Raw genomic sequence first — 13,622 nt, forward strand, 5'->3', positions numbered from 1 at the left:
GCCCTATTCCCCGTCGCCCAGTTCGCGGGCTTCCTCGGGCAGCATGATCGGCACCCCGTCACGGATCGGATAGGCCAGCCGCGCCTGCCGGCTGATTAGCTCGGCCTTCTCGCGGTCGTATTCCAGCGGCCCGCGGGTGACCGGGCAGACCAGGATCTCGAGCAGGCGGGGATCGACGTCGACGTCCAGGGCGGGCAGGGACTCTTCCATGCCTCCCCTCTACTGCAGGGGCTGGGCGTCGTCATCCTCGCTGGCGTCGATCTCCAGCAGGGCGGTGAGGGCCTCGAAGCGGGCCATGAGGTCGGCCGCTTCTAGCAGCGCCTGCTTCTCGGCCGGCTCGAAGGGCAGGCCCATGCACAGGCTGTTGACCAGGGCCTCCAGCGGCGCGGTGTTGGCGGTCTCCCAGTCGATGTCCAGCTCCCGGCGGTTCAGGTAGCGCTTCAGGGCGGCGGCGAAGCGGTTGCGCGCGGCGGCGGGGGCCTGGCGCTCGTGGTCCCGGGCGAGATCGCCCTCGAAGCGGTCGTAGCGGGCGCGGAGTTGCCGGTAGGGCGTCCGGAGGGCGAGCTCCTCGCCGGCGTCGAACCGGCAGACGCCCGAGAGGGTGATGAGGTAGCGGCCGTCCGAGGTCTCGGCGTAGCTGGTGATGCGCCCGGCGCAGCCGACGCTGGCCAGGGCCGGGCGCACACGATCGCCGCCCGGACGGGTCTGGATCATGCCGATCATCCGGTCGCCGGCCATGGCGTCGTCCACCATGTTGAGATAGCGCGGCTCGAAGATCTGCAGCGGCAGGTCGCCGCCCGGCAGCAGCAGGGCCCCGTCCAGCGGGAAGACCGGGATCACCTGCGGCAGGTCCGCCAGTTTCCGGTAAGGGGCCATCTGCGGCCTCGCCATCCTAGCTGAACAGCAGCGCCGAGAGCTTGCGCCGGCCCTGCTTGGCGATGTCGGACATCGGCCCTGCCGCCTCGAAGATGGTGAGGAGCTGCTTGCGGGCGGCCTCGTCGTTCCAGGCCCGGTCCCGGCGCACGATCTCGATCAGCTCGTCCACGGCCTCCTCCAGCCGGCCGCGGCCGGCCAGAGCCTTGGCCAGCTCGAAGCGGGCCTCGTGGTCGTCGGCGTCGGCCGCCAGCCGCTGCTCGAAGGCGGCGGTCTCGGAGGGCGCAGATTCGGCCAGGGCCAGGGCCGCGCGCACGCCGTCGAGGTCAGGGTCCTTGGCGTCCTCCGGCGCCATGGCCAGCACCTCCCGGGCCCGCTCCAGGTCGCCGGCCTGCTGATAGAGGCGGGCGAGGCCGCCGAGGGCTTTCACGTTCTGCGGCTCGGCCTGCAGCACCTGGGCGTAGGCCTGGGCCGCGCCCCCCAGGTCGCCGAGTTCCAGGGACTCCCTGGCGATCTCCAGCATCTGGTCCACGGGCGAGCCGCCGCCCTGCTTGGCCAGGCGATCGACGAACTGCTTCACCTGGCTCTCGGGCAGGGCACCCATGAAGCCGTCCACGGGGCGGCCGTCCACGAAGGCGAAGACGGCGGGGATCGACTGCACCCGCAGCTGCCCGGCGAAGGCCGGGTTCTTGTCGATGTCGATCTTCACCAGCTTCACCGCGCCCTTGGCGGCGGCGACGGCCTTCTCCAGCGCCGGGCCCAGCTGGCGGCACGGGCCGCACCAGGTGGCCCAGAAGTCGACGATGACGGGCGTGGTCCTGGACGCCTCGATGACGTCGGCGATGAAGCTCGCGTCGGTACCGTCCTTGATGATGTCGCCCACCGGCGGCGCGCCCGTGGTGTCCCCGATCAGGGTCATCGCCCGTAAATCCCTTGTCTGACTGCTGGAGAACGTTCCGCCGCAAAGATGGTCGCACGGCGGCCCGGCTTCAACGCGCGTCCGCCATCTCCACCACGGTCATGGCCTCGAAGTCCACAACCATCGGCTCGACCCCTATCGCCGAGAGGAACCGCCGGAAGCCCTCGCGGCCCACAGTGGTGGTGGCGGTGTTGGTCAGCGGGTGGAAGTTGACGAGCTCGGCCTCGGCCAGGGTGCGGTCCAGGACGAAGCGGATCCGCCGGTTCACATCGTTGATCAGGCCGAAGGCGGTCACCGAGCCGGGGGTCACCCCCAGGGTCTCCTCCATCAGCGCTGGACTGCCGAACGACAGCCGCGCCGAGCCGATCACATGGTGGAGGCGCTTCAGGTCGATCACCGCATGGCCCTCGGCCGAGATCAGCCAGAGCTGGCCCTTGGCGTCCTTCAGGAAGAGGTTCTTGGTGTGGGCGCCCGGGATGCGCGCCTTGATCTCCTCGCCTTCCTCCACGCGGAAGACGGCGGGATGGTCGTGGGTGGTGTGCTCGACGCCGATCTCGGCGAGGAAATCGAGCAGCTCGTTCCGGCCTTTCATGCGGGCTGCATACCCGAACTGGACGGGAAGGCGAGGGGGGCTTTAAGGGACGGACCCATGGAACTCGAGTGCTATCCCACATCCCGCAACCCGCCGGAGCTGGTTCCGGGCCGCCCGAACCGCGGCTGGATGGACCGCTTCGCCGACCGGCACCCCTACCGCTGCCTGCCACTGTCGATGGCCAACACCTCGGGGTGGGAGCTGCTCTCGCCGGTGGGCTTCACGGCGGAGTGGACCGGGGGCATCCACCAGCAGGACATCCGGCTCACCCCGGACCATCCGCACCCCGACTTCCACACCCTGGCCTCCAGTCACTTCAGCCATGGGGTGCTGACCTTCCACTCGGGCTACCTGTTCCGCACGCCGCCGGGCTGGTCGATGTGGGTCATGGGCCCGCCCAACCACATCAAGGACGGCATCCAGCCTCTGGCCGGGGTGGTCGAGACCGACTGGCTTCCCTTCCCCTTCACCATGAACTGGATCTTCACCCGGCCGGGGAAGGTGCGGTTCGAGAAGGGCGAGCCCTTCTGCTTCATCACCCTGCTGCAGGACCACACGCTGCACGAGATCCAGCCGGTGATTCGGCGCATGGACGCCAACCCGGAGCTGCGCCACCAGTACGACGTCTGGGAGAAGCACCGCAGCGCCTTCAACCAGCGAATCTTCCGCGGCGATCCCGAGGCCACCAAGGAGGCCTGGCAGCGCTACTACTTCCGCGGCGAGTTCCCCGAGGAGGTGGCGCCGGCGCCGGAAGGCCACGTCAACAAGCGCCGGCTGAAGGCCCCGAAATTTGGCGGCTAAAATTCCCGATTGGGGGTGTTGCAAAGCCAAAAACGGTCTGCCATAAGGCCGGCCTCGCAAATGGAGGCGGGTCACCCACCTCCGCGGAGCGCGGGCGTAGCTCAGGGGTAGAGCACAACCTTGCCAAGGTTGGGGTCGGGCGTTCGAATCGCCTCGCCCGCTCCATTTTCCCTCGGGAAAACAGGCGAATAGGGCCGCCGGAAACGGCGGCCTTCTTCGTTTCTGGTCCGCCGCCACCTCAGGCGGGCCGGGTGGCCTGCATGGACGGGCGGGCGGCGAAGGCTTCGGCGAAGGCGGCGAGCTTCGGGCGGCCGGCGCGCCAGGCGAGGTCCTCGAAACGGTAGTCCAGGTAGCCGAGAGCGCAGGCCACGGCGATGTCGCCGATGTGCGGCGCCTCCTGCGGGACGAAGTCCGCCTCCAGGGCGTCGAGGGCGCGGGTGATCTTGGCGATCTGGCCGGCGTCCCAGTCGGCCCAGCGCAGCGGCTCGGGGCGCAGGACGCGCTCGTAGCGGGCGAGCAGCGCCGCATCCAGGAGGCCGTCGGCGGCCGCCTGATCGCGCAAAGCCCGCCAGCGGCCCTCCCCGGCGGGGATCAGACGGCCGCCGGACAGATGGTCGAGATAGTCGACGATCACCCGGCTGTCGAAGAGCGTCTGGGCGTCGTCCAGCACGAGCGCGGGCACCTTGCCGAGCGGATTGGCGGCGGCCACCTCGGCGTTGCTGGCGCCGACGGGCGACACCGTGGCGGCGACGATCTCGATGCGATCGATGAGGCCCGTCTCATGGGCGGCGACGGCGACCTTGCGGGCGTAGGGGGAGGCCCCGGAGGAAAACAGCTTCATGGGCCGACTTAAGGCCCATGGAGCCCGCGGCGCAAACCCCCCGGCGGGCCGGCCGCCGGAGGATGAGCGCGTGGCGCGCGGTCAGCGGGGCGCGGGATACTGGATGCGCGGGCGCAGGTTCTCGATCACCGCCCGGGCGTCGAAGGCGCGGGGGTCGTCGGCCGGCTTCTGCCCGCGGCCCATGACCACCTCGGCGGTGGCTTCGAAGCGGTCGACGGTGCGCACGTCCACGCGGCTCGCCCAGAAGGGGTCGCCCCAGAACGGGTCCCAGGTGCGCCAGCCGTAGCCACGGCCGTAATAGCGCCACGACGGGCGCCAGTAGCCGTAGGTCGGGCCGTACCAGGGCCGGTAGAACGGGTCCGGCTCCACATAGGTGCGCGTCTTGCGGTCGGTGGCCCGGTCCACGATGGAGAACCAGTCGTAGCCCTGCTGCACCGTCAGCTCGGCGGCGCGGAACAGCAGGTAGCCCTCCACCGTCTCGCGCGAGGTGAGGGTGTTGCCCTGGAAATTGACGCGGAAGCGGTTCTGTTCGAGCTGCAGCTCGGAATAGCCGCCCGAGGTCTGTTGTCCCGGAATATTCGGCTGGTAGGGCGTGGGCGTCGCGCAGGCGGCGAGGCCGGCCGCCAAGGCCAGTCCGACGGCGAAAGCGGCTGATCTCTTCGACATGTCAGGTCTCGAACTCGGGTGTCCCTCGATGGGGAGATGTAGAGGTCGAAACCCCTTGCGGCAATTGTGGTTGCCTCGCCCCGCTTTACCGACCCTATCCCTGGGCGATCACCAGGACGTAAATCGCCCGACCCAGGGCCCCGAACAGCAGCACCGCCGTCGCCAGGGCCTGGATCAGGAAGCCCAGCTCGCGCTTGGCCGGATCGCGCACATAGCCGCGCTGATAGGCGATCCGCCCGACAATCCAGACGAGGCCCAGGACGGCGGCCACGAGATCGCTCCAGTAAAGGGCGAACAGCCACAGCGAGGGCAGGAAGAGCGGCAGCCACTCCAGGGTGTTCACATGCGCCCGGATGGTGCGCTCCAGAACCGGATCGCCGGTCATGGCCGGCGCGGCGATACCCGATCTGCGGCGCGCGCCGGCCACCTGAAGGCCCATCCAGAGATAGGTCAGCAGGGCCAGGATGGTGACGATGGCGACATAGGCGTGGGTCTGCATGGATGGTTCCTCCCCGAACCGGTTTTAAGGCCGAGCTTGGCGCCTGCGGACGCGCGGGGGAACCACTCATGAATGTGGACGCCGCCGCGGAACCCTGACGGGCGGCGCCGGCGTTTATCCGGGGTCAGAGCCTCCGGGAGCGCGACCCATGCACGTCGAATCCACGGCCATCCAGGACATCGACTATGACGCGGCGCGGGCGAAGCTGCTCGTCCGCTTCCAGAGCGGCGAGCGCTACGTCTATGTGGGCGTGCCGGGCGAGGTGCACCGCTCGTTCCTAGAAGCCGACAGCAAGGGCCGGTTCTTCCAGGCCGAGATCCGGGACAACTATCCCTACAACAGGATCGAGGGCTAGGCCGGCGCCTAGCCCTTGTAGTGTTCGCCGTCCTTCACAGGCGGCAGCGGCCGGCCGTAGCGGCGGTCGCGGTTGGCGGTGACGCGCAGGCGCAGCGCATTGAGCTTGATGAAGCCCTCGGCGTCGCGGTGATCGTAGGCGACCGCGCCTTCCTCGAAGGTGACCAGTTCCTGGTCGTACAGCGAGAAGGGCGAAGTGCGCCCGATGACGGTGACGTTGCCCTTGTAAAGCTTCACCCGCACCTGGCCGGAGACCAGCTCCTGCGACTTGTCGATGGCCGCCTGCAGCATCTCGCGCTCAGGCGAGAACCAGAAGCCATTGTAGATCAGGCTGGCGTACTTCGGCATCAGCTCGTCCTTGAGGTGCATGGCGCCCCGGTCGAGAGTGATGCTTTCGATGCCGCGGTGCGCGGCCAGCAGGATGGCGCCGCCAGGGGTTTCGTAGACCCCGCGCGACTTCATGCCGACGAAGCGGTTTTCCACGAGGTCCAGACGGCCGATGCCGTTGTCGTGGCCGAGCTGGTTCAGGCGGGCGAGCAGGGCGGCGGGCGACAGCTTCTCGCCGTCGATGGCCACGGGGTCGCCCTTCTCGAAATCGATGGTGATGACGGTCGCCTTGTCGGGGGCGTCCTCCGGGGCGATCGTGCGCATGTGCACGAACTCGGGGGCCTCGACCGACGGATCCTCGAGGACCTTACCCTCCGAGGACGAGTGCAGCAGGTTGGCGTCGACGCTGAACGGCGCCTCGCCGCGCTTGTCCTTGCTGATCGGGATCTGGTGCTTCTCGGCGAAGTCCAGCAGGGCCTCGCGGCTGCGGAAGTTCCACTCGCGCCAGGGGGCGATCACCCGGATGTCGGGTTCGAGGGCGTAGTAGCCGAGCTCGAAGCGGACCTGGTCGTTCCCCTTGCCGGTGGCGCCGTGGCAGACGGCGTCGGCGCCGACCTGGCGGGCGATCTCGATCTGGCGCTTGGCGATCAGCGGTCGGGCGATGGAGGTGCCGAGCAGGTACTGGCCCTCATAGACCGTGTTGGCGCGGAACATCGGGAACACGAAGTCCCGGACGAACTCCTCGCGCAGGTCGTCGATGAAGATGTTCTCGGGCTTGATGCCGAGCATCAGGGCCTTTTCGCGGGCCGGGCCCAGCTCCTCGCCCTGGCCGAGGTCGGCGGTGAAGGTCACGACCTCCGCACCGTATTCGGTCTGCAGCCACTTCAGGATGATCGAGGTGTCGAGGCCGCCGGAATAGGCGAGAACGACCTTCTTGACGGGCTTCTTGTCGGCCATCGAGACGGGACCTTGCAAAGAGAGAGTGGGGAAGTCGCGGGCCTTTAAGGGCGCCGCGGGCCGGGGTTCAAGGCTTGAGTGCGCCCTCGGCCTCCAGCGTCGCCGTCGCGGCGCGGATCCAGCCGTGGTGAATCAGCACGCAAAGCGGCGCGGTGAAGGCCCGCATGAGGAACAGGAGGAGCACTTCGGAGGGGGTGTTCGAGGGATCGCGGACCGCGGCCGAGAGGGCCAGGCCCAGCACCAGGGGCGCGCCGACGGCAAGGCCGAAGGCCAGCGGCCGGCCCGCCCGCCAGGCGGGGGCGCGCTTGAGGCTCCACTGCATGGGCACGCGGACGTCGGCGGGCAACTGCTTCCAGAAGCGCTGGGAGCCGGAGGCGATCGTAGCCATGGCGAGGATCCACATGGCGTCGCCGACGATGGAGAGGAGGCTGATGGACACCTAGACGGTCACCTGTGTTCCAAGTTCGACCACGCGGCCGGGCGGGATCTTGTAGAAGTCGGTGGGGTTGGTCGCATTCTTCATCAGGAAGATGAACAGCCGGTCCTGCCAGAGCGGCATGCCGGACTGGGCCGAGGGCACCACTGAGCGGCGGCCCAGGAAGAAGCTGGTCGCCATGATGTCGAACTTCAGGCCGGCCTTGCGGCACAGCCCCAGCGCCTTGGGCACATTGGGGCTCTCCATGAAGCCGTAGGTGATGACCACCTTCTTGAAGTCGTCGTTGATGGGCTCGATCCGGATGCGGTCGGCCTCGCGCACCCGCGGCGTCTCGGCGGTCTCCACCGTCAGGATGATGTTCTTCTCGTGCAGCACCTTGTTGTGCTTGAGGTTGTGCATCAGCGCGACGGGCGCGGTGTCGGGATCCGAGGTGAGGAAGATGGCCGTGCCGGGGGCCCGGTGCGGGGCCCGGGCCTTCAGGATGTCGGCGAGCTCGGCCATGGGCACGCTGTCGCGGCGGGTCTTCTCGGCCAGGAGCCGGGCGCCGCGGGTCCAGGTCCACATGATCACCACCAGGGCCCCCGCCAGCAGCAGCGGCGCCCAGGCGCCCTGCGGGATCTTCAGCAGGTTGGCGCCCAGGAACACCAGGTCGATGACGCCGAACAGGCCCGCGCCCAGGAGCGCCTGCCAGAGGGGCCGCTTCCACAGGTTGCGGATGATCACGAAGAACAGCAGCGTGTCGACCAGCATGGCCCCGGTGACCGCGATGCCGTAAGCGGCCGTCAGCCGGTTCGAGCTCTGGAAGATCAGGACCAGGGCCAGCACGCCCACCAGCAGCATGATGTTGACCGCCGGCACGAAGATCTGGCCGGCCTGGGTCTCGCTGGTCCGACGGATGTCCATGCGCGGCAGGAGGCCCAGGGACACGGCCTGCTGGGTCACCGAAAACGCCCCGGTGATGACCGCCTGGCTGGCGATGATCGTCCCGGCGGTGGCGAGCAGCAGCACCGGCCAGTACACCGCCTCGGGGACCATCCTGAAGAACGGGTTGGCCGCCGCCTCGGGGTGGGCCAGAACCAGGGCGCCCTGGCCGAAGTAGTTGAGCAGCAGACAGGGCAGGACGAGGTAGAGCCAGGCGGCGCGCAGGGGGCCCCTGCCGAAATGGCCCATGTCCGCATAGAGCGCCTCGGCCCCGGTCACCGCCAGGAACACGCCGCCGAGGATGAGGAGGCCCAGGAGGCCGTTCTCGAACAGCATGATCACCCCGTAGTGCGGCAGCAGGCCGCGGATGATCGAGGGGTCGTCGGCGATGTGATAGGCGCCCAGGGCCGCGAGCGTGAGGAACCAGGCCACGGTGATCGGGCCAAAGAACTTTCCGACCCGCGCGGTGCCCTTGGACTGAACGAGGAAGAGGGCGATCAGGATCCCGGCCGAGATCGGCACGACGTAGGGGGCGAGCGCATCGCCGACGCCGGGGGCGATCTTCAGGCCCTCGATGGCGCTGACCACCGAGACCGCGGGGGTCAGCACCCCGTCGCCATAGAACAGGGCCGCCCCGATCACGCCCAAGAAGAAGACGCCGACCGAGCGGTGGCCGGGCACCAGGCGCTGGGCCAGGGCCATCAGGGCCAGGGTGCCGCCCTCGCCCTTGTTGTCCGCCCGCATCAGGAAGACGACGTACTTGATGGTGACGATGAGCACGAGGGCCCAGGTGATCAGCGACACCACGCCCAGCACGGTGCGCTCGTCGGCGCCGCCGGAGGCCGTGTTCGCCAGGGTCACGCGCATGGCGTAGAGCGGGCTCGTGCCGATGTCGCCGAACACGACGCCCACCGAGGCGATCGCCAGGGCGAGGAATCCTTCCTTGGGCGCGTGTTGCGTCCCATTCGCTCCGTCGGCGGGAGCGGCGGCCGGATCAGCCATCCACTGTCTCCGGGAACGGTCCGTAAGATGTTCCCTTGGCGGCCCCATGCCGTCACGCGGCCGGCGCGATACACCCAAACCCCATGGCGTTCAATGCGCGGGTTGCGCCCCGCCCCGGCGCACGTATTCCTAGGCGACGGGCGTTTTTCGGGGTTTTTCGCACATGGATCGCAGGTTGGCCCTGGTGACGGGCGCGTCCGCCGGCATCGGCGCGGCCTTCGCGCGCATCCTGGCCAGCCATGGTTATGACGTGGCCCTCACCGCCCGCCGGGCCGACCGGCTGGAGGCCCTCGCCGATGAGATCCGCCTGCGCTACGGCGTGGAGACCCTGGCGGTCCCGGCCGACCTCGCCCAGCCCGAGGGGCCGGGCCAGATCCTCGACCATCTCACCGCCCACGGCCGCACCGTGGACGTCCTGATCAACAACGCCGGCTACGGCCTGCCGGGCGCCTATGCCGAGACCCGCTGGTCCGACGAGGCGGCGTTCCTGCAGGTGATGGTCACGGCTCCCTGCGAACTCGCCCACCGGGTGCTGCCGGGCATGGTGCAGCGGCGGTTCGGGCGGATCGTCAATGTCGCCTCCCTGGCGGGCCTGATCCCCGGGGCGGCCGGTCACACCCTCTACGCCGGCGCCAAGAGCCTGCTGATCAAGTTCTCGCAGAGCCTGTCGCTGGAGGTGGCGGGCGACGGCGTCCACGTCACCGCCCTGTGCCCCGGCTTCACCTTTTCGGAGTTCCACGACGTCAACGGCACCCGGGCCCTGGTCAGCGCCTCGACGCCGCCGTGGCTGTGGCTGGGCGCGGACGAGGTGGCGGCGGCCGGCTACGAGGCGGTGGAGGCGGGGCGTGCGGTGTGCGTGCCCGGCGCGCCGAACAAGGCCATCGCCGCCCTCGCCAAGGCGATCCCGGACGAGTGGGCCCTGGCGCTCTTCGCCAGCCAGGGGCAGCGCTTCCGGAAGGTCTAGTGCCCGTAGGGGTAGGCCGCGTCCGGGCGGATGAAGCCGGCGGTGGCCTCGGACAGCCCCGCGAACAGGAACTGCACGGCCAGGGCGCAGAGGATCAGGCCCAGCACCCGCACCACGATGGTCAGGCCGATGCGGCCCAGGATCTTCGAGATGATCGGGGTGGCGAGGAAGGCCAGGAAGGTGGCCAGGGCCGCCGCGGCGATCACGGCCACGCCCACCGCCGCCCCGGCCAGGCCGAACTTGCGGGCCTGGCTGGCGTAGATGACCACGGTGGAGATGGCGCCCGGGCCGATCAGCAGCGGCATGGCGAAGGGCACGATCATCCGTTCGAACCGTCGGCGGGCCACGGCCCTGGGGTCGGTGGAGGCCGCCTCGGCGGCGTCGGCGAAGCTGGCCGTGAAGTCGTCGCGGGCCATCTCCAGGCCCAGCAGCAGCAGGATGATGCCGCCGGCGATGCGGAAGGCCGGCAGGGAGATGCCGAAGAATTCCAGCAGCGACAGGCCGGTGAAGTAGAAGAAGGTCAGGAAGCCGACCACGAACAGGCCGATGTAGAACGCGATCAGGGCGCGTTCCTTCGGCTTCGCCCCGGCGGTGGCGGCGGCGAACAGGGGCACGTTGCCCAGCGGGTCCAGCAGGGCGAACAGGGCGACGAAGAAGTTGACCGCGAACTCGGCCTGGCTCATGTGAGGCTCTTAGCCTGAAACCTGGACCGCGGGCCACCCCGCGCCCCACACGGAGCCCGCCATGGTCGCCGCCGCTGATCCGCGCCTGATCGTTCCCCTGGACCTGCCCACCGTGGACGAGGCCCGTCGCATGGTGGCGACCCTGGGCGACGGCGTCTCTTTCTACAAGGTGGGGCTGGAGCTGTTCGCGAGCGGCGAGGGCATGACCCTGGCCCGAGACCTGAAGGCCGAGGGCAAGCAGGTCTTCCTCGACTGGAAGCTGCATGACATCGGCACGACGGTGGAGCGGGCGACGGCGGTGCTGGCCGGCTCGGGCTGCGACTTCCTCACTGTCCATGGCGAGCCGCAGGTGATGACCGCCGCGGTGCGCGGCCGGGGCGTCTCGGACCTGAAGGTGCTGGCGGTGACGGTGCTCACCAGCCTCAAGGACGAGGATCTGGTGGAGATGGGCTTCACCGAGACCGCCCGCAGCCTCGTGGAACGGCGCATCCGCCAGGCCATCGCCGCCGGCTGCGACGGGGTGATCGCCAGTCCCCACGAGGCGGAGCTGGCCCGTCAGCTGGGCGGGGATGGGTTCCTGGTGGTGACGCCGGGGGTGCGGCCCGACTGGGCGGCCAAGAACGACCAGGCCCGGGCGGCGACGCCGCGCGCCGCCCTTGAGGCCGGGGCCTCGCACATCGTCTGCGGGCGGCCGATCACCGCCGCCGCCGATCCCCGTGAGGCGGCCCTGCGGGTGGCGGCCGAGATGGCGGGGGCCTGAGGCCTGGGGCCCGAGGGCTAGAAGTCGACCGCGATGCCCTTCCGCTCCCAGTCCCCGAAGCGGGTGGGCTCGGGACCGGCGGGGCCGCCCTCTTCCGGCGGCAGGGCCTCCATGGCCTTGCGCCGGGCCTCGGCCTCGGCGAGGGCGCGCTGGGCGGCAGGGGACAGCGTCTTAGCGGGCGCAGGGGTCTCGGGCGTGTCGTCCATGACAATCATTTAAGTCGGCAGACGGCCCAAATCCATGCTTTGAGCCCCGCATAACGCCGGTCGCCGGCCTGCCTGTCCACTGCTTCGGGGGAAGCTTCTCAAATGTCCCGTCTATCCACGGCGTTCTTCGCCGTCGCCGTCCTGTACGCCATGGGCGGCATGCTCATGGGCATGTTCATGGGCGCCACCCAGGACTTCTCGATGCGTTCGGTCCACGCCCATATCAACCTGCTGGGCTGGGCGACCCTGGCCCTGATGGGCGCCTTCTTCGGCATCGCCGGCGCTCGGGCGCCGCAGAAGCTGGGCTGGGCGGTGCTGGTCGTCGCCAATGTCGCCAATCTGATGATGCTGCCGATGGTCTATCTGATCTCCCAGGGCCGGCCGCCCATCGCCCCGCTGCTCATGGGCGGCGAGATGCTGGCGGCGGTCTCGATCCTGATGTTCGGGGCCTGCGTCGTGCTGGCGGGCCGCCGGCGCGCCGCCGGCGCCTAAAGAGTCCTTGCGCCGGCCGCCCGATCGGGGCAGGCCGGCGCGGTGACCGACACCACCTCCGAAGCCGCCGCCGGCCAGCCCGCGCGGGCGGCCGCCCTTGATCTTCTCGACGCCGCCCTCTCCCGCCGCGCGGGTCTGGAGGAGGGCCTGACCCATCCGGCCCTGGGCCGGCTGGCGCCGCGCGACCGGGCCTTCGCCCGCGCCCTGGCCATGGCCACGCTGCGCCACCTCGGCCCTATCGACGCGGCCTTGCAGGCCAGGCTGAAGAAGCCGCCGCCCGAACGGATCGTCCAGGTCCTGCGTCTGGGCGCGGCCCAGCTCCTGGTGCTGAAGACACCCGCCCACGCCGCGGTTTCGGCCACGGTCGATCTCGCTGGCCGGCAGAAGGGCGGCCAGGTCTTCAAGGGCCTGGTCAACGCCGTGCTGCGGGGCCTGACCCGCGAGCCGCCGCCGATGGACGATCCCGACCTCCTGGCGCCCCAGTGGCTCGCCGCCCGCTGGCGCTCGGCCTTCGGGGCCGAGGCGGCCCGGGAGATGGCGCGGATGATCGCCCAGGAGCCCGCCACCGACGTGACGCCGAAGGCGGAGGACGCGGATCTCGCGGCGGCGCTGGAGGCGGAGGTCCTGCCGCGCGGCAGCCTGCGCGCGGGCCTGAAGGGCGAGGTCTCGGCCTGGCCCGGCTTCGCCGAGGGCCGCTGGTGGGTGCAGGACGCCTCGGCCGCCGTGCCCGCGCGCCTCCTGGCCGTCAAGCCGGGCGAGACAGCCCTCGACCTCTGCGCCGCCCCGGGCGGCAAGACCCTGCAGCTGGCCGCCGCCGGCGCCCGGGTCACGGCGGTGGACAAGTCGGCGGGCCGTCTCAAGCGGGTGACCGAGAATCTCGCCCGCACGGGTCTTTCCGCCGAGGTGATCAACGCCGACGCCGCCGAATGGTCCGACCGCCGGCGATTCGACGCCGTGCTGCTGGATGCGCCCTGCTCGGCCACGGGCACCTATCGCCGCCATCCCGACGTGCTGTGGGTGGCGAGCCCGGCCGACATCCCCAAGCTTGCGGCCCTGCAGTCTCGCCTGCTGGACGCCGCCGGCCGGCGGGTGAAGCCGGGGGGGCGGCTGGTCTACTGCGTCTGCTCCCTGGAGCCGGAGGAAGGCGAGGCGCAGGTGGCGGCCTTCCTCAAGCGCGCCCCCGAGTTCGCCCTGGAGCCGGTCGCCCCCGGCGAAGGCGGCGCCCCCGAGGCCAGCCGGCTGGAGACCGGCGCGCTCCGCATCCTGCCGCATCATCGGGCCGGCGGCGACGGCTTCTTCATCGCCCGCCTGAGGCGCAGCGCCTGAGCC

Annotated in this window: 18 protein-coding genes and 1 tRNA gene; 7 read left to right on the top strand and 12 right to left on the bottom strand. The window is 70.2% G+C overall.

All coding sequences use genetic code 11. From position 1 onward, the window contains the following. Positions 1–3 precede the first annotated feature (3 nt). The 4 genes from BO64_RS03410 to BO64_RS03425 form a co-directional block, all read right to left on the bottom strand. Positions 4–210 carry a Trm112 family protein gene (locus tag BO64_RS03410; protein ID WP_496401871.1) on the bottom strand — a complete coding sequence of 69 codons (207 nt, stop codon included), beginning with the start codon at positions 208–210 and terminating at the stop codon, positions 4–6. Positions 211–219: 9 nt separating this feature from the next. Further along, on the bottom strand, positions 220–876 hold the full coding sequence (locus tag BO64_RS03415; RefSeq protein WP_496401872.1) for an LON peptidase substrate-binding domain-containing protein: 657 nt from the start codon (positions 874–876) through the stop codon (positions 220–222). A gap of 16 nt (positions 877–892) precedes the next feature. Further along, complete coding sequence (locus BO64_RS03420) at positions 893–1,792, bottom strand: tetratricopeptide repeat protein (RefSeq protein ID WP_496401873.1); 900 nt, start codon at positions 1,790–1,792, stop codon at positions 893–895. A gap of 70 nt (positions 1,793–1,862) precedes the next feature. Next, complete coding sequence (locus BO64_RS03425) at positions 1,863–2,384, bottom strand: prolyl-tRNA synthetase associated domain-containing protein (RefSeq protein WP_496401874.1); 522 nt, start codon at positions 2,382–2,384, stop codon at positions 1,863–1,865. A gap of 57 nt (positions 2,385–2,441) precedes the next feature. Between BO64_RS03425 and BO64_RS03430 the strand changes: the two genes are divergently transcribed. Further along, positions 2,442–3,185 (top strand): DUF6065 family protein, encoded by a 744-nt coding sequence (locus BO64_RS03430; protein ID WP_496401875.1) that lies wholly within the window; start codon positions 2,442–2,444, stop codon positions 3,183–3,185. A gap of 90 nt (positions 3,186–3,275) precedes the next feature. Beyond that, positions 3,276–3,350: transfer RNA gene (locus BO64_RS03435), tRNA-Gly, on the top strand. 73 nt (positions 3,351–3,423) lie between these two features. Here BO64_RS03435 and BO64_RS03440 read toward each other — a convergent pair. From BO64_RS03440 to BO64_RS03450, 3 genes are all read right to left on the bottom strand, one after another. Beyond that, entirely contained in the window at positions 3,424–4,026 is a 603-nt protein-coding gene (locus BO64_RS03440; protein ID WP_496401876.1) for a glutathione S-transferase, read from the bottom strand. An 81-nt stretch (positions 4,027–4,107) separates the two neighbouring features. After that, a complete protein-coding gene (locus BO64_RS03445) occupies positions 4,108–4,692 on the bottom strand; it encodes a CC0125/CC1285 family lipoprotein (protein ID WP_496401877.1) in 585 nt (194 codons plus the stop codon). 94 nt (positions 4,693–4,786) lie between these two features. Next, a complete protein-coding gene (locus tag BO64_RS03450) occupies positions 4,787–5,191 on the bottom strand; it encodes an MAPEG family protein (protein WP_496401878.1) in 405 nt (134 codons plus the stop codon). A 148-nt stretch (positions 5,192–5,339) separates the two neighbouring features. Here BO64_RS03450 and BO64_RS03455 point away from each other — a divergent pair, with 148 nt between their 5' ends. Beyond that, positions 5,340–5,546, top strand: a complete 207-nt coding sequence (locus BO64_RS03455; protein WP_496401879.1) for a KTSC domain-containing protein — start codon at positions 5,340–5,342, stop codon at positions 5,544–5,546. Between the two features lie 8 nt (positions 5,547–5,554). Here the strand turns inward: BO64_RS03455 and BO64_RS03460 are convergent, their stop codons facing one another. From BO64_RS03460 to BO64_RS03470, 3 genes are all read right to left on the bottom strand, one after another. Next, positions 5,555–6,829 (bottom strand): argininosuccinate synthase, encoded by a 1,275-nt coding sequence (locus tag BO64_RS03460; protein ID WP_496401880.1) that lies wholly within the window; start codon positions 6,827–6,829, stop codon positions 5,555–5,557. 67 nt (positions 6,830–6,896) lie between these two features. Further along, positions 6,897–7,268, bottom strand: coding sequence for a hypothetical protein (locus BO64_RS03465; RefSeq protein WP_496401881.1), 372 nt, complete (start codon positions 7,266–7,268; stop codon positions 6,897–6,899). Beyond that, positions 7,269–9,188 carry a potassium transporter Kup gene (locus BO64_RS03470; RefSeq protein WP_496401882.1) on the bottom strand — a complete coding sequence of 640 codons (1,920 nt, stop codon included), beginning with the start codon at positions 9,186–9,188 and terminating at the stop codon, positions 7,269–7,271. Between the two features lie 163 nt (positions 9,189–9,351). On the opposite strand from BO64_RS03470, the gene BO64_RS03475 reads away from it, so the two are divergent. After that, positions 9,352–10,152: an SDR family NAD(P)-dependent oxidoreductase gene (locus tag BO64_RS03475; RefSeq protein WP_496401883.1), complete on the top strand. Its 801-nt coding sequence runs from the start codon at positions 9,352–9,354 to the stop codon at positions 10,150–10,152. Here the strand turns inward: BO64_RS03475 and BO64_RS03480 are convergent. After that, on the bottom strand, positions 10,149–10,835 hold the full coding sequence (locus BO64_RS03480; RefSeq protein ID WP_496401884.1) for a MarC family protein: 687 nt from the start codon (positions 10,833–10,835) through the stop codon (positions 10,149–10,151). The two genes, BO64_RS03475 and BO64_RS03480, sit on opposite strands and share 4 nt — an antisense overlap. Positions 10,836–10,896: 61 nt before the next feature. Between BO64_RS03480 and pyrF the strand changes: the two genes are divergently transcribed. Next, positions 10,897–11,595 (top strand): orotidine-5'-phosphate decarboxylase, encoded by a 699-nt coding sequence (gene pyrF / locus BO64_RS03485; protein WP_496401885.1) that lies wholly within the window; start codon positions 10,897–10,899, stop codon positions 11,593–11,595. A gap of 17 nt (positions 11,596–11,612) precedes the next feature. Here the strand turns inward: pyrF and BO64_RS03490 are convergent, their stop codons facing one another. Further along, the gene (locus BO64_RS03490) at positions 11,613–11,810 is read right to left on the bottom strand and encodes a DUF1674 domain-containing protein (protein ID WP_496401886.1); all 198 of its coding nucleotides are present in this window, start codon (positions 11,808–11,810) and stop codon (positions 11,613–11,615) included. Positions 11,811–11,903: 93 nt separating this feature from the next. Here BO64_RS03490 and BO64_RS03495 point away from each other — a divergent pair, with 93 nt between their 5' ends. Then, a complete protein-coding gene (locus BO64_RS03495) occupies positions 11,904–12,293 on the top strand; it encodes a hypothetical protein (RefSeq protein ID WP_496401887.1) in 390 nt (129 codons plus the stop codon). A 42-nt stretch (positions 12,294–12,335) separates the two neighbouring features. Next, entirely contained in the window at positions 12,336–13,619 is a 1,284-nt protein-coding gene (locus BO64_RS03500) for an RsmB/NOP family class I SAM-dependent RNA methyltransferase (protein WP_496401888.1), read from the top strand. The last annotated feature ends 3 nt before the right edge of the window (positions 13,620–13,622 follow it).

The organism is Phenylobacterium composti DSM 19425 (assembly GCF_059568645.1).